Origin of the sequence: Corynebacterium comes, assembly GCF_009734405.1 — a bacterium.
Classification (GTDB): domain Bacteria; phylum Actinomycetota; class Actinomycetes; order Mycobacteriales; family Mycobacteriaceae; genus Corynebacterium; species Corynebacterium comes.
Genome location: NZ_CP046453.1, coordinates 12301 through 37988, shown reverse-complemented (window position 1 = coordinate 37988; position 25688 = coordinate 12301). Strand labels below are relative to the sequence as shown.

At 66.1% G+C, this 25688-nt stretch carries 23 protein-coding genes and 2 tRNA genes; 13 read left to right on the top strand and 12 right to left on the bottom strand.

The genetic code is table 11. The annotated features are described in order from the left end of the window. Positions 1-2: 2 nt before the first annotated feature. From CETAM_RS00180 to CETAM_RS00130, 11 genes are all read left to right on the top strand, one after another. Entirely contained in the window at positions 3-467 is a 465-nt protein-coding gene (locus CETAM_RS00180; RefSeq protein WP_156226532.1) for an FHA domain-containing protein FhaB/FipA, read from the top strand. Continuing rightward, positions 464-1897: a PP2C family protein-serine/threonine phosphatase gene (locus CETAM_RS00175; protein ID WP_156226531.1), complete on the top strand. Its 1434-nt coding sequence runs from the start codon at positions 464-466 to the stop codon at positions 1895-1897. The genes CETAM_RS00180 and CETAM_RS00175 overlap by 4 nt, the downstream gene beginning before the upstream one ends. Beyond that, positions 1898-3259 (top strand): FtsW/RodA/SpoVE family cell cycle protein, encoded by a 1362-nt coding sequence (locus CETAM_RS00170; RefSeq protein ID WP_156226530.1) that lies wholly within the window; start codon positions 1898-1900, stop codon positions 3257-3259. After that, the gene (locus tag CETAM_RS00165; RefSeq protein WP_156226529.1) at positions 3256-4689 is read left to right on the top strand and encodes a penicillin-binding transpeptidase domain-containing protein; all 1434 of its coding nucleotides are present in this window, start codon (positions 3256-3258) and stop codon (positions 4687-4689) included. Before CETAM_RS00170 ends, CETAM_RS00165 begins: the two co-directional genes overlap by 4 nt. Beyond that, on the top strand, positions 4689-6167 hold the full coding sequence (locus CETAM_RS00160; protein WP_156226528.1) for a serine/threonine-protein kinase: 1479 nt from the start codon (positions 4689-4691) through the stop codon (positions 6165-6167). Before CETAM_RS00165 ends, CETAM_RS00160 begins: the two co-directional genes overlap by 1 nt. After that, on the top strand, positions 6167-8119 hold the full coding sequence (gene pknB / locus CETAM_RS00155) for a Stk1 family PASTA domain-containing Ser/Thr kinase (RefSeq protein ID WP_156226527.1): 1953 nt from the start codon (positions 6167-6169) through the stop codon (positions 8117-8119). Before CETAM_RS00160 ends, pknB begins: the two co-directional genes overlap by 1 nt. Before the next feature lie 47 nt (positions 8120-8166). Next, positions 8167-8433, top strand: coding sequence for a cell division protein CrgA (gene crgA / locus CETAM_RS00150; RefSeq protein ID WP_156226526.1), 267 nt, complete (start codon positions 8167-8169; stop codon positions 8431-8433). A gap of 198 nt (positions 8434-8631) precedes the next feature. Then, entirely contained in the window at positions 8632-10026 is a 1395-nt protein-coding gene (locus tag CETAM_RS00145; protein ID WP_156226525.1) for an MBL fold metallo-hydrolase, read from the top strand. A gap of 38 nt (positions 10027-10064) precedes the next feature. Then, a complete protein-coding gene (locus CETAM_RS00140) occupies positions 10065-10673 on the top strand; it encodes a rhodanese-like domain-containing protein (protein ID WP_156226524.1) in 609 nt (202 codons plus the stop codon). 46 nt (positions 10674-10719) lie between these two features. After that, positions 10720-11571: a sulfite exporter TauE/SafE family protein gene (locus CETAM_RS00135; RefSeq protein ID WP_156226523.1), complete on the top strand. Its 852-nt coding sequence runs from the start codon at positions 10720-10722 to the stop codon at positions 11569-11571. A gap of 586 nt (positions 11572-12157) precedes the next feature. Continuing rightward, positions 12158-13618 (top strand): GntP family permease, encoded by a 1461-nt coding sequence (locus CETAM_RS00130; protein WP_156226522.1) that lies wholly within the window; start codon positions 12158-12160, stop codon positions 13616-13618. A gap of 38 nt (positions 13619-13656) precedes the next feature. Here the strand turns inward: CETAM_RS00130 and CETAM_RS13890 are convergent, their stop codons facing one another. The 5 genes from CETAM_RS13890 to CETAM_RS00110 form a co-directional block, all read right to left on the bottom strand. After that, positions 13657-13791, bottom strand: coding sequence for a hypothetical protein (locus tag CETAM_RS13890; RefSeq protein ID WP_269076380.1), 135 nt, complete (start codon positions 13789-13791; stop codon positions 13657-13659). A 328-nt stretch (positions 13792-14119) separates the two neighbouring features. Beyond that, on the bottom strand, positions 14120-14767 hold the full coding sequence (locus CETAM_RS00125; protein WP_231587519.1) for a rhomboid family intramembrane serine protease: 648 nt from the start codon (positions 14765-14767) through the stop codon (positions 14120-14122). A gap of 72 nt (positions 14768-14839) precedes the next feature. Then, on the bottom strand, positions 14840-15370 hold the full coding sequence (locus CETAM_RS00120) for a peptidylprolyl isomerase (protein WP_407923938.1): 531 nt from the start codon (positions 15368-15370) through the stop codon (positions 14840-14842). 63 nt (positions 15371-15433) lie between these two features. Further along, positions 15434-17740 carry a 5-methyltetrahydropteroyltriglutamate--homocysteine S-methyltransferase gene (gene metE, locus CETAM_RS00115; RefSeq protein WP_156226520.1) on the bottom strand — a complete coding sequence of 769 codons (2307 nt, stop codon included), beginning with the start codon at positions 17738-17740 and terminating at the stop codon, positions 15434-15436. A 96-nt stretch (positions 17741-17836) separates the two neighbouring features. Continuing rightward, the gene (locus tag CETAM_RS00110; RefSeq protein WP_156226519.1) at positions 17837-18811 is read right to left on the bottom strand and encodes a methylenetetrahydrofolate reductase; all 975 of its coding nucleotides are present in this window, start codon (positions 18809-18811) and stop codon (positions 17837-17839) included. Between the two features lie 291 nt (positions 18812-19102). Here CETAM_RS00110 and CETAM_RS00105 point away from each other — a divergent pair, with 291 nt between their 5' ends. Beyond that, a complete protein-coding gene (locus CETAM_RS00105; RefSeq protein ID WP_156226518.1) occupies positions 19103-19765 on the top strand; it encodes a hypothetical protein in 663 nt (220 codons plus the stop codon). Between the two features lie 38 nt (positions 19766-19803). Next, positions 19804-20049 (top strand): hypothetical protein, encoded by a 246-nt coding sequence (locus CETAM_RS00100; RefSeq protein ID WP_156226517.1) that lies wholly within the window; start codon positions 19804-19806, stop codon positions 20047-20049. Here CETAM_RS00100 and CETAM_RS00095 read toward each other — a convergent pair. The 7 genes from CETAM_RS00095 to gyrA form a co-directional block, all read right to left on the bottom strand. Further along, the gene (locus CETAM_RS00095) at positions 20046-20978 is read right to left on the bottom strand and encodes a cation diffusion facilitator family transporter (protein ID WP_156226516.1); all 933 of its coding nucleotides are present in this window, start codon (positions 20976-20978) and stop codon (positions 20046-20048) included. The two genes, CETAM_RS00100 and CETAM_RS00095, sit on opposite strands and share 4 nt — an antisense overlap. A 68-nt stretch (positions 20979-21046) precedes the next feature. Next, positions 21047-21622, bottom strand: a complete 576-nt coding sequence (locus CETAM_RS00090; protein WP_156226515.1) for a CueP family metal-binding protein — start codon at positions 21620-21622, stop codon at positions 21047-21049. A 183-nt stretch (positions 21623-21805) separates the two neighbouring features. After that, complete coding sequence (locus tag CETAM_RS00085) at positions 21806-22285, bottom strand: CAP domain-containing protein (protein ID WP_156226514.1); 480 nt, start codon at positions 22283-22285, stop codon at positions 21806-21808. A 153-nt stretch (positions 22286-22438) separates the two neighbouring features. Continuing rightward, positions 22439-22511: transfer RNA gene (locus CETAM_RS00080), tRNA-Ala, on the bottom strand. Between the two features lie 7 nt (positions 22512-22518). Beyond that, a tRNA-Ile gene (locus CETAM_RS00075) sits at positions 22519-22595 on the bottom strand. A 100-nt stretch (positions 22596-22695) separates the two neighbouring features. Continuing rightward, positions 22696-23040, bottom strand: coding sequence for a DUF3566 domain-containing protein (locus CETAM_RS00070; RefSeq protein WP_156226513.1), 345 nt, complete (start codon positions 23038-23040; stop codon positions 22696-22698). A gap of 3 nt (positions 23041-23043) precedes the next feature. Then, positions 23044-25590 carry a DNA gyrase subunit A gene (gene gyrA / locus CETAM_RS00065; protein WP_156226512.1) on the bottom strand — a complete coding sequence of 849 codons (2547 nt, stop codon included), beginning with the start codon at positions 25588-25590 and terminating at the stop codon, positions 23044-23046. Between the last annotated feature and the right edge of the window lie 98 nt (positions 25591-25688).

Here is a 25688-nt window from a genome sequence, read left to right as displayed (position 1 = left end):
CAGTGGATTCGATTGTCCTGCAGATCTTCAGGATCGGCCTGCTGCTGCTCCTGTGGTTCTTCGTCTTCATGGCGGTTCGCGCCATGTACAAGGACGTCCGGCTCGCCGCCGGTGTGCAGACGAGCGCTCCGGCGGCTGCGCGGCGCGCGGCGGTGGTCCCGGGGCGTCGAGAAGCAGCGAAGCAGCTGACCGTAGTGGACGGCCCGCTGAAGGGATCGCACATGTCCGTGGGCTCACTGGAGGAGGTGGTCATGGGACGTTCCCCGGAATGCGACTTCCAGTTGGGCGATGATTTCGCCTCGGGACGCCATGCCCGGCTGTTCCGGCGCGGTTCCGACTGGTTCGTGGAGGACCTGGATTCCCGCAACGGCACCTTCGTCGACGGCGGGCGCATCGACCAGCCCGAGCGTGTGGGCGTGGGCTCCGACATCAAGGTCGGCCGGACGACAGTGAGGTTGGTTCCGTGAATCTGAGACTGAATTATGCGGTTCTCTCCGACCGTGGCCTGGTACGCGGCAACAACGAGGACTCGGCCTACGCGGGTCCGAACCTGCTTGTCATCGCGGACGGCATGGGTGGCCACGCCGCCGGTGAGGTGGCCAGCCAGATGATGGTCACGCACCTCGAGCGCCTTGACGCCGACCCGGGCGTCAACGACATGCTCGCCCTGCTGGGCAGCGTGGCCGATGACGCGAACCGGGAGATCGCCGAAGAGATCCGGCAGAACCCGGAGACAGACGGCATGGGCACCACGCTGACGGCGTTGATGTTCAACGGCCGTGAGTTCGGCCTGATCCATGTCGGTGATTCGCGCGGTTACCTGCTGCGCGACGGTGAGCTCAGCCAGATCACCATCGACGACACCTTCGTCCAGTCGCTGGTCAACGAGGGTCGCCTGGATCCGGAGGACGTGTCCTCGCATCCGCAGAAATCGCTGATCCTCAAGGCCTACACGGGTCGGCCGGTCGAGCCCACCCTGGCCAACCTGGAGGCCCGCCCGGGTGACCGCATCCTGCTGTGCAGCGACGGTCTCTCCGACCCGGTGACGGCGTCCACCATCGCCACCGAACTCAACGTCGGCTCCCCCCAGGTGGCCGCCAGCCGGCTCGTCGAGCTGGCGCTGCGTTCCGGTGGCCCCGACAACATCACCATCGTCGTCGCGGACGTCGTCGACACCTCTGAGTTGGACGAGGCCGCCGTCGCGGCACTGCCCACCACCGCCGTCACTGCGGGCGCCCTGCTGGGCGAGTCCGAGGAGGAGACCCACCCGGACACGGCGGCCGGACGGGCCGCGCTTCTCTCGCGTCGGCCGAAGACGATCTCACCCGACGGCGAGGTGTCCAGGCAACCGTTGGCGGGCGCCCGGCAGGTGCCGTCCGGAGCCCAGGAGGTGACTGTCGGCGCGGCAGATGATGCCGCCCGTAGTGGCCGATTTCGTCTCACCACCCTGATCCTCACCCTGCTGGTCCTCATCGGCCTGGTGGGTGCCGTCTGGTGGGTGTACTCGACCGTCGACCGTTCCTATTTCATCGACACCGGCGAGGAGGACCACCTCGTCATTGAAAGTGGTGTGAACTTCTCAGTGTTCGGCCGTGACCTGCACACGCCCTATCAGGAGGCCTGCCTCGACGAGGCGGGCGCTCTACGCCTGGTGGACGTGGGCAGTACAGAGGACTGTTCGCCCTTCACTCTGCAGGATCTCCCCGAATCAGCCCGCACCTCGGTCGCCGGACTGGGGACGGGTTCCTACGATGAGGTCACCCAGCAGCTGCGAAGGCTCGCCGATCAGGCACTGCCGTTGTGCATCGCCCGGGAGAACCCGCCGGAGGGCGAGAACCCTGATTCCGCCGGCGGGGACCTGACCCGACCGGGCGTCAACTGCCGGGAGGTGAGGTAGATGTCCCGATTCCTGTCACGACGCACCGAGCTGAGCCTGCTCATCCTCGCTGCGATCGTTCTCACCGTCATGCTGGCCAGCCTGGAGCTGAGCCAGGGCAACGTCCTGAGCACCGACATGCTGTGGCTCGTCGGCGGCTTCGTCGTGGTGTTCAGCATCGCGCACATCGCGCTGCTCTTCTTCGCCCCGCAGGCCGATCAGCTCATGCTGCCCGTCGCGGCTCTGCTCAACGGCATCGGTCTGGTGATGATCCACCGCCTCGACCTGGCCACCGGCACCTCGATGGCCAGCCGTCAGGTCATGTGGACACTGGTGGGCATCCTGCTGCTCATAGGGGTGCTGGTGCTCGTCCGCGACCACAAGGTCCTGAGCAAGTACTCCTACCTCCTGGGCCTGGTGGGCCTGGTGCTGCTGGCCCTGCCCCTGGTGTGGCCGACGTCGATCAACGCCGATGCGCGGATCTGGATCTCCATCGGCCCGTTCTCCGTGCAGCCGGGTGAGTTCTCCAAGATCCTGCTGCTGCTGTTCTTCGCGCAGCTGCTGGTGAACAAACGTGCCCTGTTCACGGTCGCGGGCTACCGCTTCCTGGGCATCGATTTCCCCCGTCTGCGTGACCTCGCGCCGATCCTGGCGGTGTGGGCCATCGCGATCCTCATCATGGCCGTGTCCAACGACTTCGGCCCGGCTCTACTGCTGTTCACCACCGTGCTGGGCATGATGTACCTGGCCACCGGCCGCGGTTCCTGGCTGCTCATCGGCCTGGCGCTCGTCGCCGCCGGAGGCTTCGCCGTCTACCAGGTCTCGGGCAAGATCCAGGAGCGGGTGACCAACTTCCTCGACCCCGTGGCCAACTACGACTCCACCGGTTACCAGCTCTCCCAGTCCCTGTTCGGCATGTCCTGGGGCGGCATCATGGGCACCGGCATCGGCCAGGGCCACCCGGAGACCGTCCCCGTCGCGCACTCGGACTTCATCCTTGCCGCCGTGGGCGAGGAACTCGGCCTGGTCGGCCTGGCCGCCGTGCTCGTCCTCTTCGCGCTGCTGGTCGCCCGCGGCTTCCGTGCCTCCCTGCAGGTGCGTGACTCCTACGGCAAGCTCGTCGCCGGTGGCCTGTCGCTGACCATTGCGATCCAGGTCTTCGTGGTCACCGCGGGCATCTCTGCCCTCATGCCGATGACCGGCCTGACCACCCCCTTCATGTCCGCCGGCGGCTCCTCGCTCATGGCCAACTACATTCTGCTGGGACTTCTGCTGCGCATCTCCCATTCCGCCCGCCGGCCCGCCGAGACGTCCCCGCGTATCGACGCCGCGTCCGACACCGGCCTCTTCCCCGCCCAGCCCGAGGAGGGGGTCGTGCGATGAATCGTTCCATCCGCTTCACCTCGATCTTCGCGCTGCTGCTGACCCTGGTCCTGCTGGTCAACCTCAGCATCATCCATGTCTTCCGGCAGGACGAGTACGCCGCCAACCCGCTCAACCAGCGTGGCTTCTTCGAGCTCAAGTCCTCCCCACGTGGCCAGATCTCGGCCGACGGCACGGTGCTGGCCTCCTCCACCGCCGACGATGAGGGTCTCTACCAGCGTTCCTATCCCTCCGAGAGCCCGACCGCTTTCGGCCCGGTCACCGGTTACCTCTCCGACCAGTTCGGCGCCTCCGGCCTGGAGTCCTCCTACAACGGCGTGCTCAACGGCACCGACCCGGGACTGTTCACCTCCCGGTGGCTGGACACCCTGACGGGCAAGGACCCGACCGGAGCGAATGTGGAGCTCACCCTCGACCCGCGCATGCAGCAGGTGGCGTACCAGCAGCTGGCCGGCAACGATTACGAGGGCGCCGTCGTGGCCCTGCGGCCCTCCAGCGGTGAGGTCCTGGCGCTGGCGTCCTCCCCAGGTTTCGACCCGAACCTGCTCGCCGATTCCGCCACGGCCGCCGACGCGTGGGAGTCCGTGAACTCCGATCCGGGCAACCCGCTGATCAACCACGCCAGCCAGGAGACGCTGCCGCCGGGATCGATCTTCAAGATCATCACCACCGCGGCCGGGCTGGACAACGGCTACTCCGTCGACTCGCAGCTGACCGGCGCACCCGAGATCACCCTGCCCGGCACCACCACGACCCTGACCAACTACGCCGGTCAGTCGTGCGCCGGTGGCGGGCTGGTGACCCTGGAGACGGCGTTCTCACTGTCGTGCAACACCGCCTTCGTGGAGATGGGCATCGACGTCGGGGCCGACGCGATGCGTTCGGCCGCCGAGTCCTTCGGCGTCGGTGAGCAGTACGACCTCGGCCTGCCCACCTCCCCCGGCGCCCTCGGTGAGCTTCCTGACGCCGCCGCTCTCGGCCAGACCTCCATCGGCCAGCGCGATGTGACCATGTCGGCGCTGCAGGCCGCGGTGATGGCCGCGACCGTCGCAAATGACGGGCGACGGATGGAACCCTACGTCGTGGACCGCATCACCGGCACCGACCTGCGGGAGCTGCGCAGCACCGAACCGCGCGAGATCACCCAGGCCGTCTCGCCGGAGGTGGCGGGCGAGCTGGAACAGCTCATGCTCGCCTCGGAACGCAACACCTCCGGCGGCCGGGCCGGAATCGCCTCGAAGACCGGTACCGCCGAGCACGGCGTGGACGGCACCCCGCCGCACACCTGGTACGTGGCGTACCTGCCGGACCGGGATGTGGCAGTGGCCGTGGTGGTCAAGGACGGCGGCGGTTTCGGCCGCAGCGCGACGGGTGGCCAGGTGGCCTCCCCGGTCGGACGCGCCGTCCTGGATGCGGCCGGAGGTGCGTGATGGCTGACGTCGAGGGCCGCGACCGCCTCCAGAACCTCATCGGCGAGGACTACATCCTGCAGTGGATCATCGGGCACGGCGGCATGTCCACCGTGTGGCTGGCGGACGACGTCCGCCACGACCGCGAGGTGGCCATCAAGATCCTGCGTCCGGAGTTCTCCGACAACCGGGAATTCCTCGACCGCTTCCGCAACGAGGCGGAAACCGCCGAACTCATCGACTCCGACAACGTCGTCCGCACCTACGACTACCGCGAGATCCCCGACCCCGCCGGGCACACCTTCTGCTTCATCGCCATGGAGTACGTCCGCGGGGAGTCGCTGGCCGACATGCTCGCACGCGAGAACACCCTCGACGAGGATCTCGCCCTGGACGTCCTGGAGCAGGCCGCCCATGGACTGTCCATCATCCACCGCATGGACCTGGTCCACCGCGACATCAAGCCGGGCAACATGATGATCACCCAGAACGGGCAGGTCAAGATCACCGACTTCGGCATCGCCAAGGCGGCGGCCGCCGTGCCGCTGACCCGCACCGGCATGGTCGTCGGCACCGCCCAGTACGTCTCCCCGGAGCAGGCGCAGGGCCGGGAGGTCACCGCAGCCAGCGACGTCTACTCGCTCGGTGTCGTCGGTTACGAGATGCTCGCCGGTAAGCGCCCCTTCATCGGCGATTCCTCCGTGTCCGTGGCGCTGGCCCACATCAGCCAGGCCCCGCCGGCGCTGTCCACCACCGTCAGCGCCGAGACCCGCGAGCTGATCGGCATCGCCCTGCGCAAGGACCCGGCGCAGCGCTTCGCCAACGGCAACGAGATGGCGCTGGCCGTCTCCGCCGTGCGCCTCGGCCAGCGCCCGCCGCAGCCGAAGTCCGCGGCGATGACCCGCGTGGCCCCGGAGCCCTCGCACACCGAATCGACCCGCATGCTGGGCGCCGCCACCCATCCGACGACGATTCACCCGGCCAGTCCGGCCAGTCCAGCCACCCCGGTCCCCGTGCCCCCGACCCCGCCCCGGCCGCCTGCCGCGCCCCGGCGCAGTGGCGGTGGCGGTTTCGCCTCGGGTGTCCTCCTGTCCATCCTCATCGCGGCGCTGGCCGGCGGCGCGATCTATCTCGCCTGGCAGGCCGGCCTCTTCGGCGGCGCGGACGCGGATCCCGAGCCGATGACCACACCGACCACCACGCAGGAGATCATCACCGAGTGGATCACCCCGACGCTGGAGGAGCCCACCCTCGCACCGGTGCCGCCGACCCGGGCGACCATCACGCAATGGGTCACCCCCACCGAGGTGCCGCCGACCCCGGAGCCCTCGCCGCAGCCGACGCGCCAGCCCACTCCACAGCCCTCGCCGCAGCCGACCCCGCAGCCCACGCCCACCCAGACACAGCCCGCGCCGCAGCCCACGACGGCCAACGGAAACCCGGGCGGTGCCGATGAATTTCTGGACAGCCCGGGGAATCTCACCAACGGAGGAAACTGATGGCTCTGATCGGTGACCGCTACGACCTTGCCGAAGTCATCGGCACCGGCGGCATGTCCGAGGTCTACGCCGCCCAGGACACCCTCCTGGGACGCGGCGTCGCCGTCAAGATGCTCCGCGTCGAACTCGCCCGGGACGTGAGTTTCCGCGAGCGTTTCCGCAAAGAGGCGCAGAACTCCGGAAAACTCAACCATCCCGCCATCGTGGCCGTCTATGACACCGGAGAGACGATCCTCGACGGCATCAGCGTGCCCTACATCGTCATGGAGAGGGTCCACGGCCGCACCCTGCGTGACATCCTCCGCGAGGACGGCCCCCTCAACCCGGCACGCGCCGCCGAGATCCTCATCCCCGTCGCCGAGGCCCTGCAGGTCAGCCATAACGCGGGCATCATCCACCGCGACGTCAAGCCGGCGAACATCATGATCACCAACACCGGCGAGGTGAAGGTGATGGACTTCGGCATCGCCCGCGCGCTCGACGACTCGACCTCCGCGATGACGCAGACCTCCGCCGTCATCGGCACCGCCCAGTACCTCTCCCCCGAGCAGGCCCGCGGCAAGGCCGCCGACGGCCGCTCCGATGTCTACGCCCTCGGCTGCGTCATGTACGAACTGATCACCGGTCGCCCTCCCTTCGAGGGCGAGACCCCCTTCGCCGTGGCCTACCAGCACGTCCAGGAGGAACCCACCGCACCCTCCTCGCTCATCGACGCCTCCCTCTCCCCCACCGCCGCCGTCAATGTCGACGCCGTGGTGCTCACCGCCATGGCCAAGCACCCCGCCGACCGCTACCAGTCGGCCGTGGAAATGGGCGAGGAGCTGCGCAAACTGACCCGGAACGCCGTCACCGACGCCGCGCGCCACCACATCACCACCGTCGAGCCCGTCGACGACAACCCCACGACCCTGACCACTGCGGTGGGGAACAAGGAGGGGGCGTCGAGAAGCAACCGGTGGATGGTGTGGCTCGCGGCGCTGCTCACCCTGATCGCTGTGGGAATCGGCGGCGCGTTCGTGTGGGACCTGCAGCGCGGCGGGGAACAGAGCACCGTCTCGCAGATGGTGTCGGTGCCCGACGTCACCGGCCTGACCCGCCAGGACGCCGTGACTCAACTCGAGGCGCTGGAGCTTCGTGTCGACGTCAACGAGGAGCCCTCGCCCGACGTTCCCCGCGGCACCGTCATCCGCACCAACCCCACCGCCGGTTCGCAGCTGCAGCCGGGCACCACCGTGACGGTCGCCGTCTCCAGCGGCCTGGAGATCACCGACGTCCCCGACGTTCTCGGCCTCACCCCCCAGGAAGCCGGAGACCTGCTCCGGGGCGCCGAACTGCTCCTCGAGCAGCAGGTCGCCGAAGAGAGCTCCGCGACCGTGCCGGCGGGACGCATCATCGAGCAGAACCCCCCGGCCGGGGCGCAGATCTCGAAGGGCTCCCGCGTGATGATCACCGTCTCCACCGGCCCCGCCCTCGTCCGGGTCCCCGGGCTCTCCGGCATGCAGATCGAGCAGGCGGAGGCCACACTGAACAGCCTCGGACTGATCTCCCAGGTCCGCGTCCTGGACTCCTCCGAACCCGAGGGCCGGGTCCTCTCCCACACGGACGAAGGCACCCAGATACCGCTGGGCACCACCGTCACCCTCGAGGTGTCCAACGGCATGATCATCACCATGCCCGGGATCACCCGCCTCGACGAAGCGGACGCCCTGGCGTCGCTCCGTAACGCCGGCTGGAACGGCCAGCTCATAGCCGGCACGCCCGTGCGCACCGGCGCGCTTGTCGACGCCGGCCTCATCGCCGCCTCCGACCCCCCGCAGGGGGCCGTCCTGCGCCGGGACCAGAACATCACCGTCCGCTACTGGGAGTTCGACGTCACGGTCCTCGTCCCAGGTGCCGACACCGGCGAACCACCCCCGGACAACCCCCTCGACCGACTCCTCGGCGGCCGCTGACCCGCTGCTAACCTTGTTCCTGACAACCCCACGGAAAGGCCGACCCGATGCCCAAGGCAAAGATCACCAAGAGCCCCCTCGCCCACTCGACCTCCTCTGCCAACCGCACCCCGGTGAAGATCAACACCGGCGGCACCCCACTCTGGTACAAGGTCATCATGTTCGGCCTGATGCTCGCGGGTCTTGTGTGGCTGATCGTGAACTACCTCGCCGGCTCCCAGATCCCCCTGATGGTGGAGCTCGGCCCCTGGAACTACGGCATCGGTTTCGGCCTGTTCATCCTCGGCCTTCTGATGACCATGGGTTGGCGCTAGAGCGCGTGGGTGACCCCGGTTCCTGCCACTGAGTTTCAGTGGCAGGAACCGGGGTTTTCCCTTTCACTAACGATTGCCAGCAGTAACAGAAACGCATCCTGAACTGCGCGGATATCTAGGGAGAGCCGTCCGGCTTGCATACCCCCATGGGTATATGACAGCATGTTGTCACGTCCTACAACAACGAGGAGAATCCCCATGCTGTTGCATCGTTTCTACGACGAAGACCTCGCCCAGGCCAGCTACTTCATCGGCTGCCAGGCACAGAACACCGCCGTCGTCGTCGACCCCCGCCGCGACATCACCGACTACCTCACCCTCGCCGAACACCACGGCATGACCATCACGGGCGTCACCGAAACCCACATCCACGCCGACTACCTCTCCGGCACCCGGGAACTGGCCGCCGCCACCGGCGCCGAGATCTACCTCTCCGGCGAAGGCGACGAGGACTGGCAGTACGGCTTCGACGGCACCCGCCTGCACGACGGTGACACCATCACCATCGGCAACATCACCATCCAGGCCCGCCATACCCCGGGCCACACCCCGGAACACCTGTCCTTCCTGGTCACCGACGGCGCCTTCGCCGACACCCCCGGCTACCTGCTCTCCGGAGACTTCGTCTTCTCCGGCGACCTGGGCCGCCCCGACCTGCTCGACGAGGCCGCCGGCGGCGTCGACACCCGTTTCGGCGGCGCCCGGCAGATCTTCGCCAGCCTGAAAAACGTCTTCCTCACGCTGCCCGACCACGTCCAGGTCTACCCCGCCCACGGCGCGGGCTCGGCCTGCGGCAAGGCACTCGGCGCCCTGCCCTCGACCACCGTCGGCTACGAACGCGCCTACGCCTGGTGGGCCCCCTACCTGGCCGCCGACGACGAGCAGGGCTTCGTCGACGAACTCCTCGACGGCCAGCCCGACGCCCACGCCTACTTCGGGCGGATGAAACGCCAGAACAAGACCGGCCCCACGATCCTGGGTTACCCGCTGGCCGAGCTGCCCGAACTGACCGGGGCCGACATCGCCGGGCAGGTGGAGTCCGGGGAGAAGATCATCGTCGACACCCGCCACCACTCCCAGGTCCACCAGGGCACCGTCGCCGGTGCGGTCAACGTCCCCGGGATCGACAAGGCCGCCAGCTACATCGCGTGGGTCGTCGACCCGGAATCCGACACCGGGGACCTGGTCGTGCTGGCCGCGTCGGCCGAGCAGGCCGCGGAGTTGCGTGACCACTTCATCCGCGTCGGCGTCGATCAGACCGTCGGCTACGTCACCTCCTTCGAGGGCCTGCCGACCACCACCCCGCAGGTGCTGGCCCAGGACGACCTCGACGGCACCGACAGGGACATGCTGCTGGATCTGCGCAACAAGACCGAGCACGCCGAGGGTCATATCCCCGGTTCGGTGCAGCTCTCCGGTGGGCGTGTGCTGTGGAACCTCGGGCAGCTGCCGGGCACCGACGCCAGGATCGTGACGTACTGCCAGTCGGGTGTGCGTAACTCCGTCGCCGCCTCCGCGCTGCGCCGCAGGGGCTACGACATCGTCGAGCTCGAGGGCAGCTACCTCGGCTGGCTCGACCACAACAACAAATAATCACCAGACCAAGACCCTAAGACAGGAATTCATCACCCATGACCGCCCCCACCACCACGATCACCTCTCTCGAAACAGAAGACCTCAAGGCACGCCTCGCCAGCGATGAGCAGCTGATGATCATCGACGTCCGCACCCCCGCCGAGTTCGAGTCCATGCACATCCGCGGCGCCTACAACGTCCCGCTGTCCATGCTCGCCGAACACACCAAGGAGTTCGCCTCCCGTTTCCGGGACGGTGTGGTGCTGGTCTGCCAGTCCGGCATTCGCGCAGAGGAGGCGCGCGAGCGTCTCGCCTCCGCCGGCCTGGACACCGCCAGCGTGCTGGCCGGCGGCACCGCCGCCTTCGCGGATGCAGGTGGTGACGTCGTGCGTGGCAAGAAGCGTTGGGCCATGGATCGCCAGGTCCGCATGGCCGCCGGTTCGCTGGTGCTCGCCGGATTCGTCGGCTCCCGCGTCGTCTCCCGCCCCGTCGGCTACCTCTCGGCGGCCGTCGGCGCCGGCCTGACCTGGTCCGCACTCAGCGACTCCTGCGCCATGGCCTCCGCCCTGTCGAAGATGCCGTGGAACAAGGCGTCGGTGAACCCGACCCTCGAGTCCGCCGTCAAGGACATCCCGGTCGCCACCGGTACAGTCACCCTCTCCTAGCGGCCCTGCGGGCTGACTCCCGCCCCCAACCCGGAAGACAGGAATCATGAGCATCACCCTCATTGTGGTCGTCCTGCTCGCCATCGTGGTCGGGCTCAGCCTCGGGCTGCTCGGTGGTGGCGGGTCCATCCTCACCGTCCCCCTGCTGACCTACGTCGCGGGCATGGACCCGAAGGAGGCCATCGCCGCCTCACTGTTCGTCGTCGGCACCACATCCGTGGTCAGCACCTTCGCACATGCCCGCAAGGGCAACGTCCAGTGGCGCACAGGCCTGATCTTCGGCGCAGCCAGCATGGCCGGGGCCTTCCTCGGCGGGCTACTCGGCGGCTTCATCCCGGGCGTGGTCCTCATGATCGCCTTCGCCCTCATGATGATCGCCACCGCCGGAGCCATGCTGCGCGGCCGGAAAAAGACCGCAAGCACCGGGGAGAAGAAACACCTGCCCCTGGGCAAGATCCTCGCTGAAGGCCTGGTCGTGGGCCTGGTCACCGGCCTGGTCGGCGCCGGCGGCGGCTTCCTCGTCGTCCCGGCCCTCGCGCTGCTCGGCGGCCTGGCCATGCCGGTCGCGGTCGGCACATCCCTGCTGGTCATCTCGATGAAGTCCTTCGCCGGACTCGCCGGCTACCTGACCTCCGTCAGCCTCGACTGGCCCCTGATCCTGGCGGTCACGGCCGCAGCACTGATCGGCGCCCTCATCGGCGCCCGCCTGACCTCGGTAGTCCCGGAACAGGCCCTGCGCAAGGGCTTCGGCGTCTTCGTCCTTGTCATGGGCGTCTTCGTCCTCTCCCAGGAACTTCCCCAGCCCTGGGGCCTGGCGGCCGTCGGACTCTCCGTGGCCATCGCCCTCGGTTTCGCTTTCCGACACCGCGCCCGAACCAGGCAGCCAATCAACGCCTGACTCCTTTTCAGCACCGAACCCGCGAGGAACCCTGTACCTGGGCTTCTCGCGGGTTTTGGGCATTCCAGAGCATTTCGGGGAGCCGCGTGTACTCCAACTCCGGGACATGGCGGGCGGGTCACCCAACCTGTCCCGCCGACACCGTCTTTGCCTCTGCGGACTTAATGATGACATCGCCCAATACGGGGGTGGGGACCAGCCGGGACAACTTCTATTGCGTTTAAGACATCAATCTATGGCACATCTGGTATCGCAGAAAGAATAATCACCATTCCCAGACGGACCCGGGCCGTGTACTTGTTGAGAGTGAGCACTGCTGGAAATTCCACACAAGGAGATGTAATTCACACTTCTCCACAGGCGCCTCCCGGGATTTCCCAGTCGGCAGGACAGCTGCGGCATTCCTCGACCTCGGGGGTGTCATCGGCCCGGAGCGGACGCTCACGCTGATCCGGGCGGGACCTGTCATCCCCGGTCAACCGTCAGTTTACTGGTCGACATCATCACTGCCCGAGATCATTCGACGCTCTGAGACCACCTCCCATATGCCCTCCCACGACCCCCACTACTGTGAAAGAGAATCGCGATGGTCCTTCCTTTTATCGGCATCCTGGTGTCACTGGCCTTCCTCATATTTTTTGCCTACCGGGGCCACTCAGTTATCTTCATTGCGCCGGTCGCGGCAATGATTGCCGTCCTGTTCTCCGGCGCGCCCCTCCTGGCGTCCTATACCCAGATCTTCATGCCGGCCCTGGGCGGGTTCATCGTGAACTTCTTCCCGGTGTTTCTGGTCGGCGCGATCTTCGGTCGACTGATGTCGGTGTCGGGATATGCGGAAGATCTCGCCCGGTGGATTTCGAAAGCGCTGGGCGCCCAGCGCGCCATCCTGGCCACGTCGATCGCCTCTGCGCTTCTCACCTATGGCGGCGTGAGCGCGTGGGTGGTGGTCTTCGCCATGTACCCGATCGCGCAGGCCCTGTTCAAGGAGGCGGGGATCCCCAAGCGTCTGATGCCCGCCGCGATCGCACTGGGATTCTTCTCCTTCGCCATGGCGGCGCTACCAGGATCACCGCAGATCCACAACGCCATTCCCACCCGGTACTTTGAAACCACCACATTCGCCGCCCCGTTGCTGGGCACCCTCGGAGCAATCGTCACCTACGCCCTCGGGATGGCCTGGCTCACCTGGCGACAGAAGAAACTGATCAGCGCCGGAGAATCATACGGGCCTGACCTGGATCCGGGATCACCGGCGACCGCTTCCATCTCACCCGAAGAAAACGATGCGCCCCTCACCGGAGGCGGCGTGGGGGTTCTGAACCGCGTCCAGACTCGGGAAAGAGTGGTCACCAAGGGCCTGATTGCACTGGTTCCCATCCTGGTCGTCGTCACCGTGAACTTCCTCTTCGTGTACGTGCTCTCCGAGACGATGAATTTTGATTACCTCGCTGAAGAGCGTTTCGGCGCGACCACGTTGAGCAGTGTCATCGGCGTCTGGTCCGTGACCGTCGCCCTGGCCACGGCCGTCATCGCCATCTTCCTCATGCGCCCGAGGCAGGCCCAGGAATACGTCGACGGGATTTCAGAGGGCGCCAAGACCGCCGTGCTCCCGGCCTTCACCACCGCCAGCGAGGTCGGTTACGGTGGCGTCATCGCCTCCCTGGCGATCTTCGCCGTCATTCGGGAAGGCATCTTCGAGGTCAGCGACAACGCACTGGTCGTGGCGGCGTTATCCACCGCCGTGATCGCCGCCATCACCGGCTCCTCCTCCGGCGGCCTCAGCATCGCCCTCCAGAGCTTCGGAGCTGATCTGGCCCGCATGGCTGATGAACAGGGAATCAGCCCGGAGCTGATGCACCGTGTGACGGCGATGGCCTCCGTCAGCTTCGACTCACTTCCCCACAATGGCGCAGTTATCACCCTGCTGCTCGTGTGCGGCCTGACCCACCGCCAGTCCTACAAGGACATCGGCATGGTGACCGTCATCGCCCCGTTCATCGGTTTCCTCGTCGTGATGGGGATTGCACTGGTCATCTCGGGCAACTGAACCCATTGACCGCAGCCACACCTGTCTGCCGGGGCGGGCTACTGAGGCCCCTCATCGTGGGAGAGGTTCCACGGCTGCACCAGCATCCGCTCGGCGTCGTCCTTGAAGGCAGAGGACCCCAGCGGAGTGCGGGAAACTGCCACACCTGCAAATGACACGTACGCGTCACGCATGGGGACAATGTGGATAACTGTCCTGGTTATCCCCAGGGCCGTGGAAGGATTCACCGTTCTATCCACGAGCCCACAGTCCTGAAATCCATCCACAGGAGTTGTCCACACTGTGGATAGTTACACGTGTGTAGTTTGTTGTCAGGAACCCTGAAAGTTGTGATTTACAGGTCCGGGACCTGTGAAAAAGGGCGAAAGTTCGAACATATGCGCAGGTGGGGAAAACTGTCCACAAAGTTATCCACAGGGTGTGGATAGAATCTCCAAGGAGATGTTCTTCACAATATCCACAATTTTCTCCCCAGCCTGTGGATAACTTTCGGTCCACAATTTACACAAGCAGCACGAGGACACAGGAAAGGACGAGAACCCCCAGCACGCCGGACCAGCGCACGGCCGGACGACTGCTGATGAAGAACCACACCATCATCAGACCCGCGAACAGCCCACCCAGGTGCCCCCAGAGCGAGACGCTCGGGGCGATGAAGGTGTAGATGACATTCATCAGGATGAGCACCAGGGGTGCGCGCAGGTCATTCCCCCGGACACGGGCGATCCCGAGGAGCAGGACCATGAGGGCGAAAAGTGCTCCGGAAGCTCCGGCGGTGGGGTTGTACGGAGCCATCCACAGGACGGTCGCGGAGGCCCCGATGCCACCGGCGAGGAAAGCCGCGGAATACAGGGCGGTCCCGGCGAACTTCTCGATCTCACGGCCGATGAGCATGAGCATGAAGCAGTTGATGGCCACATGCCCCAGATCGATGTGGAGGAAGACCGCGCCGAGGGCCCGGAGGCGGTCGAGTCCGCCCTGGGCAACCTCCGGGCCGTAGAGGACCCAGGCGGCACCGAGGGAGGAACCGGGGAGGTTGTCCATCACAGAGCGGGACTGCAACGCGGTGATCACATAGACGGCAACCGCGGTGAGTGTGAACAGAGTGGTGGCGGGGGCGTCAGCCCACCAACGACGCAGGGTGATCACTTATGAGGGCTCCTGGAAAGGGGAAGGCCCGCCGACGTCGACAAGCAACGTGGCGGGCCTTCGGGAAGGGATTCAGGCGATGGTGACGGACTCGATGACGACCGGGTCGACCGGGCGGTCCATGCGGTCGGTCGGGGTGGAGGAGATCGCGTCGACGACCTTGCGGGACTCCGGGTCAACGACCTCACCGAAGATGGTGTGGTGGTTGTTCAGGTGCGGGGTCGGGCCGGTGGTGATGAAGAACTGGGAGCCGTTGGTGCCCGGACCGGCGTTGGCCATGGCCAGCAGGTAGGAACGGTCGAAGCGCAGCTCCGGGTGGAACTCGTCGGCGAACATGAAGCCCGGGCCGCCACGGCCGGTGCCGGTCGGGTCGCCGCCCTGGATCATGAAGCCGTCGATGATGCGGTGGAAGATTGCGCCGTCGTAGAACGGGCCGGTCTTCTCGCCCTTGGCGTTCTCGGTGGAGTACTCCTTGGTGCCCTGTGCCAGGCCGACGAAGTTCTCGACGGTGACCGGGGCGTGGTTGCCGAAGAGATCGATGACAATATCGCCGCGATTGGTGTGCAGCGTCGCGGTTGCGGTCTTGTTGGTCATGTGGGACATCCTAGCGAAGACGAGGGCCCGGTGACCGTTCAACGGTCACCGGGCCTGACTTCAGGTGAGGTATTACAGCGACTCAACCACGATGTCGCGGGCGAGGACCATGTTGCGCAGGGACTGTTCGGTCTCTGCGTAACCACGGGTCTTCAGACCACAGTCCGGGTTGACCCAGAGGCGCTCGGTCGGAACGTTGACCAGAGCGGCCTTGATCAGCTCGGTGAGCTCGGCGACGGACGGGATGCGCGGGGAGTGGATGTCCCAGATGCCCGGGCCGATCTCGGAGTGGAAGGAGTCCTCGAGGTCCTCGAGGAGTTCCATGCGGGAGCGGGCGGCCTCGATGGAGGTGACGTCGGCGTCGAGGGCGGCGACGGCGTCGATGATCTGACCGAACTCCGAGTAGCAGAGGTGGGTGTGGATCTGGGTGGCCGGCTTCGCGTCGAGGGCGACCAGGCGGAAGGAGCGGACGGCCCAGGCGAGGTACTCGGGGCGGGCGTCCTCACGCAGCGGCAGCAGCTCGCGCAGGGCGGGCTCGTCGATCTGGATGATCTCGATGCCGGCGGCCTCGAGGTCGGTGACCTCGTCCGCGAGGGCGACGCCGATCTGGTCGGCGGAGACGGACAGCGGGACGTCGTCACGCACGAAGGACCAGGCCAGGATGGTGACCGGACCGGTGAGCATGCCCTTGACGTGCTTCTCCGACAGGGACTGGGCGTACCTGGCCCACTCCACGGTCATGGCCTCCGGGCGGGAGACGTCGCCGACGACGATCGGCGGACGGGTGCAGCGGGAGCCGTAGGACTGGACCCAGCCGTTCTCGGTGACCACGAAGCCGTCGAGAAGCTCAGCGAAGTACTGCACCATGTCGTTGCGCTCGGGCTCGCCGTGCACGAGGACGTCGATGCCGAGGCGCTCCTGCAGCTCGATGACAGACTTGACCTCGTCCTTCAGTGCCTCGGTGTACTGCTCGTCGTTGAGGGCACCGGTGCGGTGGTCGGCGCGGGCCTTGCGGATCTCGGCGGTCTGCGGGAAGGAACCGATGGTGGTGGTCGGCAGCTTCGGCAGGTTGAGGGCCTTCTGGGCCTCTACGCGTGCGGCGAACTCCGGCTGGCGGGCGACCTGGCCCTCCGGCAGAGCGGCGACGCGGGCCTGGACTGCCTTGTTGTGGGTGCGTGCGGACTCGTTGCGGGTGCGCACCGCGCGGTCGGAACGTGCGAACTCGTCGGCGGCGGCGACGGTGCCACCCTCCAGCGCTGCGGACAGGGCCCTGGCTTCGCCGATCTTCTCCTCGGCGAAGGAGAGCCAGCCGGCGACGTCAACCGGCAGGGAGGTCTCGGCGGCGACGGTGTGCGGGACGTGCAGCAGGGAGACGGAGGAGGAGACGGCGAGCTTCTCGACGCCCGCGTCCTTCAGGCCCTCCAGCACCGACAGGCGCTCACGCAGGTCAGCGGCCCAGACGTTGCGGCCGTCGATGACGCCGGCAACCAGGATGGTGCCCTTGTCGGCGGCCTTCACGGCGTCGGCGACACGGTCGGCGTAACCGGCGTCGGCAGCCAGGGTGGCCGGGGCCAGGTCAACGTGCAGGGCCTCCGGGCCGGCCTGTGCCAGTGCCTCGAGGCCTGCGCGCAGGGAGCCGTACGGGGTGGAGATGAGGACCTGCGGGCGATTGGTCTCACCCAGGATGGCGGCGTAGGTGGCGGCGGCGTGCTGTGCCAGCTCCTCGTCGGTGGCGATGGTCAGGTCGGAGACCAGGGCGGGCTCAGCCAGCTGGACCCACTCGACGCCGGCCTCCTTGAGTGCGGCGAGGACGGTCTTGTAGGCCTCGGTGAGCTCGGCCAGGCGGTTCAGTGGGTTGCCCGCGCCCTCCGCCGGCTTGGACTTGGCCAGCAGGGTGACCGGGCCGACCAGGTACGGGCGGACGACGTGACCGGCGGCCTTGGCCTCGGCGACGATGTCCAGGATGCGCTGTGCGCGCGGGGTGATGGCGCCGGAGTCGGCGACCTCGGGGACGAGGTAGTGGTAGTTGGTGTCGAACCACTTGGTCATCTCGAGCGGGGAACGCTCGGCGTTGCCGCGGGCCAGGGCGAAGTACTCGGCGAGGTCGATCTTCTCGGCCTCGCCGCCGATCAGACCGACGGTCAGGGAGGTCTCGAGGACGTGGTCGTAGAGGGCGACGTCGGCCGGGATGGCGTAGTCGGCGTCAAGGCCGAGGTCACGCAGACGTGCGTAGTTCTCCAGGCGGATGGAGTGTGCTGAGGAGGTGAAGGTCTCCTCGTCGATGCGGCCTGCCCAGAAGGACTCGAGGGCCTTCTTCAGTTCGCGGTTGGCGCCGACGCGGGGGTAACCCTCGATGGTGAAGGACGGGAAAGAAGACATGGAAAGGAAGCCTTTCGATAAAGTTCGCAGGAAAGAATAAGAGTGTGGACTGCTTTTCGCGGGGGCTCCCGGTGCATGCAGTCGATCGGCCGTGCCCTAACCGGTTGGTGGGGGCGCGATTCCGATGCGGTCCAGCAGTTCCGTGGTGGTGTCGGGCCGGTTGAATGTGTAGACGTGCATTCCACCGGCACCGGCCGCCAGGATGGTCCGCGCGAGCTCGGCCGTGAGGTCGAGGCCCGTCTGGTATTCGCCCTCCGGTCCCGCCGCCTCCAGCCGGCTCAGGAGCCGGGCGGGGACGTTGAGTCCGGAGAGCTGTCCCATTCGGCGCAGTCTCGCGAGACTCGTCATGGGCATGATTCCCGGTATGAGCGGGATCCGTACTCCCGCCAGACGGGCTCTCTCCGCGAAGCGGAGGTAGTCCTCCGCGTCGAAGAAGAGCTGGGTGATGGCGAAGTCCGCACCGAGACGTTGCTTGGTCAGGAGGACGTCGATGTCCTCGTCCTTGCTCGCGGATTCCTCATGGCCACTGGGGTAGGCGGCCACGCCGATGGCCAGGCGGCCGGCACCGAAGCGGGCGCGCTGATCGTTCTCCAGGGTTCGGATGAGGCTGATGAGATCGGTGGCGTGCGGGAGGTAACCCGCCGGCATTCCGGTCTGCCCCTCGGCGTAGTCGCCGCGGAGGGCGAGGAAGCCGCGCACCCCGGAGTCCATGAGCCGGTTGATCCAGCCGATGAGTTCCCCGCGGGTGCCTGCGGTGCAGGCCAGGTGCGCGAGGGTGGGGATCCGGGTCCGGGCGTCGATCTTCTCGATGAACCTGGCGGTGCCCTCCAGCCAACCGGAATTCCGTGAGCTGGTCACGGAGATGTAGTCCGGGTTGTAGGACCGGAGGGTGGCCAGGAGTTCGTCGATCTTCGCCTCGTCGGCATCGTGGCGCGGCGGCATGACCTCAAAGGAGAGGGAGGTACGGGAAGGTACCTGTGCCTGATGCGTCTCGACGGGGTCGAAGGAATCGAACGGAGCGGAGGCGGAGAAACGCCGCTTGGCGCTGTGCTGCGATGCTGTTGCGTTCATGTCCGACCCTCCTTTTCGATGTCCGTTGAGCAAGTGGCTGTGAATGTAGCAAGGCATCGGAACGGCCGGGGTAATTTTTTCAAAGATAACACGTGCGACTAATGCCCTGACCTGCGACAATGATTCACTGGTGAGATGAATTTAAATCGTCAAATCCGCCCTTACCGGCGCAGATCTGAACCAAGCTGTCCAGTTTGTTTCGCACGGAATTCCCAGACCGGGACCGGCGGCGCGGAGGGGTTGTTCTGGCTACGCTTGAAGGCAGACGATTCCGACATGAAGGAGCAAGCCGTGAACCCCGCAACCCTGAAGATGGCACTCAGCGCCGCGAGCGCCGTCCGCGAACACCTCAAGGAGTACAACGAGAAGAAGACCCGCGAGGCATACGATCTGCTCTCCGACGCCGCCTCGCGCGTCGACCTCGATGAGCTCAAGGCCCGCAGCAGCTCGCTTCTCGACGAAGGCCGCCGCGAGGCCGGCCTGGTGACCCAGGCCGCTCACGCCCGACTGGACGCCGCGAAAAAGCGGCTGGAGAAGGCCTCCGAGAACCGCCCTTCGCCGAAGAGCATCCGGGCCGCCAAGCGTCGTCGCACGTTGACGACTGCCGGGCTGATCGCCCTCCTGCTCTCCGCCATCGCCGGTGGGGTGTACTGGTTCACCCGCCAGCAGGCGAAGCCGGGCGACACCCCGCCGCGCGTCGAGGACTTCGCCGGCACCGAAGCGAAGGCACCCGAGGCCGAGTCGACCCTGGTCTACTCCACCACCACCCCGGAGGAGGGCGTTCCCGCCGAGGTCGACGAGGAGCTCCTGAGCTCCCTCGACGAGCAGCTGGAGAAGCACCGGGCCGCCGCTATGGACGAGGCCGGCGAGAACCTCGAGAACAGCACCGAGGACACCGAAGAGACCGAAGAGGCCGAGAAGAAGGACGAGGAAGAGGGCGTCCACAAGAAGTAACGGTGCGTGTGACGTGGGGCATAGGTATTGTCGGCTGCATGCCGATCAACGTGCTCACCGTCACCACCATCAACGACCAGACCTTCCATTTCCCCGCTCAGTCGGAGGAGAAGGACGAGAACGGCCTGCCGGAGGTCAACAACTTCGAACGCCTCCGCGCCGTTGTCGAATCAGAGAACCCTGACGCCACCTTCGAATGTACCGACCTCGACGGCGAGCCCCGGCTCGTGCGCGGAAGCGAGATCGCCAAGTTCAGCGTCGGCCATAAGGACCAGGAGCGCTAGGGTCCGCACACCTGCTCGTCCTCCAGGTGACCCGGGTGCTCGAGTTGGATCGTGGAGTGCTCGATGCCGAACTGATGCAGCGCGGCCTGGGCCTCCGCGAGGATGCCGCAGGCTGAGGGATCCACACAGGAATCATCAACCACAAGGTGGCAGGTGGCGAGCGGGGTCACGCCGTCAGTGGACCAGATGTGCAGGTCGTGGACCGCACTCACGCCCGGCAGCCCACAGAGTGCCTGCTCGACCTCCCGCCCATCCACCCCTCGCGGCACCCTCTCCAGCAGCACCTCCACCGTCTGCCACAGCAGGGTCAGTGCCCGCGGCAGCACGAACGCCACGATCGCCAACGAGGCGATGGTGTCCGCCGGCGTCCATCCCGTGAAGCGGATCACCAGACCCGCGATGATGACCGCCACTGAACCCAGCATGTCCGCAAGCACGTGCAGGAACGCACCCCGGACGTTGAGGTTCTCCGATCTGTGCCGTGCCAGCACCCAGGCGGAGAGCCCGTTCGCGACGAGGCCGATCACGGCCACGGTGAGCATCAGCGTCGTGTCGATCTCACGAACCTCCCCCAGCCGCCCGAGCGCCTGAATGAGGATCCATGCCACCACGACCGTCACCGCCACCGCATTCACCAGCGCCGCCAGCACCTCCACGCGCCGGTAGCCGAACGTCGCGCTTCTCGACGCCGCCTTCCCGCCCACCAGCGCAGCCAGCAGCGCGATAATCAGCCCCGCGGCGTCCGAGAACATGTGCATTGCGTCCGAGAGCAGTGACAGAGAACCAGAGATCAGGCCCGCCGTCAGCTCGGCGAAGAACACCGTAGCGGTGATGCCGAACGCGATCGCGAGCGCGCGCAGCGGGGCGGACGTGGTGTGCGTGCCGCCGAAACCGTGCTCGTGCCCGTGATCATGCGCGCGGGTGGCCATGGCTTCAGCCTAGTCCCCCTTCAGCGTTATTGACACTTTAATGAAAACGCTGTTCGCAGGGCATTGTCCTAGACCAACTGGAGGTCAGTGACGCAGGTGGCACCGTCTTCCTCCGTGGAAAACTCCGTTGTCCCCGTCCGTCCCTGGTGGCTGACCTCGATCGTGCCGGTGGCGTGACTGGGCACCCAGAAGCCGAAGAAACCGTTACTGAAGGTGGTGACCTCCTCCTCGATCAGCGTCTCCCCCGTCGCACCATCGACAAAGGCGACCTGGACAGGCTGGTTGCCCAGCTCGCCCCTACAGGTGGTCAGGCTGTGATAGAAGCAGTCGTGGGTCTCGTCCACATACGGGGCGATCGACACATAGGTCATCTCCTCCGGCAGATCGAGCGCGATCTCCTGACCATCGGCCGTCAGCAGCAGCTCGTCGTGGCGGACCGAAGCCATGAGGTCCGTGTCCCGTGCGGCAACGGGCACCCGGTCGAGGTAATCGACGATCTCCACGGCGTTCATCCCGGACAATCCCTGGGACTTCAGGAAGGACTGTGGGGAAACCGAGCCGGGGGCAGTGGATTCCTCATCGGCCGCAGAGCATCCCGCCAGGCCGAGGGCGAGGGCGATCATGGCTGCCACTGTTCGTTTCACGTCAAACTCCTTGCGCCTTGCTTAGGTAACATCTTCCCCATTTAACACGTCTGGGGCTGGATAAAAAAGGCAAAGGTTCCGCGGACACATGTTCGCGACAAGAAAGGAGCAGGTCAGAACAGTGGAACGGGAACTGGGCCCTGGGCCGGCCGCCCCGTTTTCCGGTGCTGCAGGGTTGTCCTATCAGGACAGCTGCATGGTGGCGTAGGCTTTGCCGTCCGGGGCGTATGCGACACCCACTCCGACCTTGGTGACACCCGCCTCGAGCATGTTGCGGTTATGGCCCGGGGAGCCCTTCCACTGGTTGAAGAAGCTGTCCGAACCTGCGTGGGTGTTCCAGGCGATGTTCTCGAACACATTGGAATTGCTGTGCGCAAAGGAACTACCGCCGGCCATGCGCTGGGACCAGCCGCGGGCCTGGGAGGTGAGCCCCGGATCGACGTTCAGACGGTTGAGGCCCCGGGATGCCCGATAGTCATTGAGCAGACGGACCGTCTCATTCTCAATGTGTCCGGCGTCCTTCGACACAGGCGAGGAGGACGGCGCAGGAAGACGGAACGAGAGGGCGGGGTGGGATGAGAGGGCGCTGGCCGGGGAGACAACCCCGACAGACATCACTGCGGCGGATGCCAGAGCAATGGCGGCGCGCTTCAGATTCTTCAAGACTTGTCACCTTATGCGTGGGGGAATATGTAACGATTCGGTATCGTAACGCATACGGCCCTCGTTATCGAAGCGGCACGCCCGACTGCGGAGACAGAAAAACCGCCCTCCGGATTATCCGGAGGGCGGGTTTTCGTGGGTTCAACCTTATTGTGGAGCATAGGAGAATCGAACTCCTGACCTTCTGCTTGCAAAGCAGATGCTCTACCAATTGAGCTAATGCCCCATGTTCCTGGTGGGCCTAGCAAGAATCGAACTTGCGACCTCATCGTTATCAGCGATGCGCTCTAACCAACTGAGCTATAGGCCCTGGGAACGAAACGTAACTCTACCCAGAGTTCAACCACTAGTACAAATCGCCTGTTCAGACGGGGTAAATCCGTCCGAACAGGCGATCCGTACCGGCCCTGTCAGGAGGCCTCCTCCTGATGTCTGACCTGCAGGCCACCGAAGAGGTCGACGATGGCGTTGTAGACCACCGCGGACAGGGGCGCGAGGATGGTCGTCAGGATCGCACCGATCGCGCCCAGGAGGGCAGCGAAGGACATGACGAGGCCGAAGGTGACGGCCTGGGAGCCTCCGATGTCGCCGAGCAGGGAGTTGACCTGGTCCCAGATGCCGGCGGCACCCATGCCCGCGTAGAGCAGTGCGACGGCGATGAGCCAGGCGGCCATCCCGACGAGCGACATGGCCAGGCCGACCCGGAAAGCGGACAGGGGTGACACTCGGGTCACTGAGACGTCACGTGTTGCCATGAGCTACTCCTGGTCCTTCTTCTTCGCTCGCTCGGTCGGGCCGTCGACGTCGCCCTTGGCCACTGCCTCGGCTTCTTCCTCGCCCTCTTCCTCGACGTTCTTGTCGATGGCCAGCAGTTCGACGCCGTCCTCGAGGTTGACCAGGCGCACACCCATGGTGGCTCGGGAGGAGGGTCGGATCTGGTTGACCTCGGTGCGGATGACGCCGCCGGCGGAGGTGATGGCGAAGATCTCGTCATCCTGATCCACTGACACCGCTCCGATGAGGCGGCCGCGCTTCGGCGTGTACTTGAAGGTCACCACGCCGAGGCCACCGCGACCCTGGGTGGAGTACTCGTCGATGGCGGTTCGTTTGCCGTAGCCCCCGGAGGTGGCGACCAGCAGGAACTCACCATCGCGCACCACGCTCATGGCCAGGAGCTGGTCCTCATCGCGGAAACGCATGCCCTTCACGCCGGCGGTGGCGCGGCCCATGGGGCGGAGCTGCTCGTCATCGGCGGTGAAGCGGATGGCCTGGCCGAACTGGGAGACCAGGAGGATGTCATCGCCTTCGTCGACAAGGGCGGCGCCGATGAGACGGTCGTCCTCGTTGAGGTTGATGGCGATCAGGCCGGCGGAGCGGGCGGACTCGTAGTCGGTGAGTCGGGACTTCTTCACGCGGCCCTGAGCGGTGGCCAGGACCAGGTAGGGGGCGTCCTCGTAGGTCTGGATCTGGATGACCTGGGCGATACGCTCCTCGGGCTGGAACTCCAGCAGGTTGGCCACGTGCTGGCCGCGGGCGGTGCGGGAGGCCTCGGGAAGCTCGTAGGCCTTCAGGCGGTAGACGCGGCCGAAGTTGGTGAAGAAGAGGATCCAGTCGTGGGTGGAGCTGACGAAGAAGTGCCGGACGATGTCGTCCTGCTTCAGCTCGGCACCCCGCACGCCCTTGCCGCCGCGCTTCTGCGACCTGTAGGCGTCGACCTTGGTGCGCTTTGCGTAGCCGGTGGAGGTGATGGTGACCACGACGTTCTCGCGGGCGATGAGGTCTTCCTCGGAGACGTCGCCGGTGGCGGCGATGATTCTCGAGCGACGCTCGTCGCCGTACTTCTCGACGATCTCGACGAGTTCATTGCGGACGATCGCACGCTGCCGGTCCGGCTTGGCCAGGATGTCCTTGAGGTCCTCGATGATGATCTCGACTTCGGCGAGCTCGTCGATGATCTTCTGACGTTCCAGGGCGGCCAGACGGCGCAGCTGCATGGCCAGGACGTGATCGGACTGGACCTCGTCGACGTCGAGAAGCGACATGAGGCCGGTTCGGGCCTCATCGACGGTGGGCGAACGACGGATCAGGGCGATGACCTCGTCGAGCATGTCGAGGGCCTTGACCAGGCCGCGGAGGATATGGGCACGCTCCTCCTTCTCGTCGAGGCGGAACTGGGTGCGGCGGACGATGACCTGGATCTGGTGGGCCACGTAGTAGCGCAGCATCTGGTCCAGGCGCAGGGTGCGCGGCACCCCGTCGACGATGGAGAGCATGTTGGCGCCGAAGTTGGCCTGCAGCTGGGAATGCTTGTACAGGTTGTTGAGCACCACACGGGGAACGGCGTCACGCTTGAGGGTGATCACGATGCGCAGGCCCACGCGGTCGGAGGACTCGTCCTCGATCTTGGAGATGCCCGCCAGCTTGGCGTTGGAGACCTGCTCCGCGATGTTGGCGATCAGGTTGTCCGGGTTGACCTGGAAGGGCAGCTCTGTGATGACGATGGTCTGACGGTTACCCACCTCCTCGATCTCCGTGACGCCGCGCATGCGGATGGAGCCGCGACCGGTGGTGTAGGCGTCCCTGATGCCCTGATCGCCGACGATGAGGCCGGAGGTGGGGAAATCAGGCCCCTTCACGAAGCTCATGCACGCATCGAGGGCCTCCTTCTCGTCAGCGTCGGGGTTCTCCAGCAGCCAGTAGATGGCGTCCGCCAGCTCGTTCAGGTTGTGCGGCGGGATGTTGGTGGCCATGCCCACGGCGATGCCGCCCGAGCCGTTCATCAACAGGTTGGGCACGCGCGCCGGCAGGACGTCGGGCTCGCGGGTCTTGCCGTCGTAGTTCGGGGAGAAGTTGACGGTGTTCTCACGGATGTCGCGGACCATTTCCATGGCCAACGGCGACATCTTGCACTCGGTGTAACGCATGGCGGCGGGACCGTCGTTACCGCGGGAGCCGAAGTTGCCCTGGCCGTCGACGAGCGGGTACCGCATGTTCCACGGCTGGGCCAGTCGGACGAGAGTGTCATAGATGGCCACGTCACCGTGCGGGTGATAGTTGCCCATGGTCTCCGCGACGGGGCGCGCCGACTTCACGAAGCCACGCTCCGGCCGGTAGCCGTTGTCGAACATCGCGTACATGATGCGTCGGTGGACCGGCTTCATGCCGTCGCGAACCTCCGGCAGCGCGCGTCCCACGATGACGGACATCGCGTAGTCGATGTAGCTGGTCTGCATCTCCTCATTGATGTCAATGGGGCGGATGCGGTCGAAGAGGTCTCCTCCACCGGTTGGGGCGTCGTCGCTCATGATCACCTTCTTGTAGGGGGGTTCAGACCTCTCATTCTAGCCCTCGGGGCCCTGAAAGCCGTTTCCGCTGTCTCTTGACGCCGCCCCTCCCCCACAGC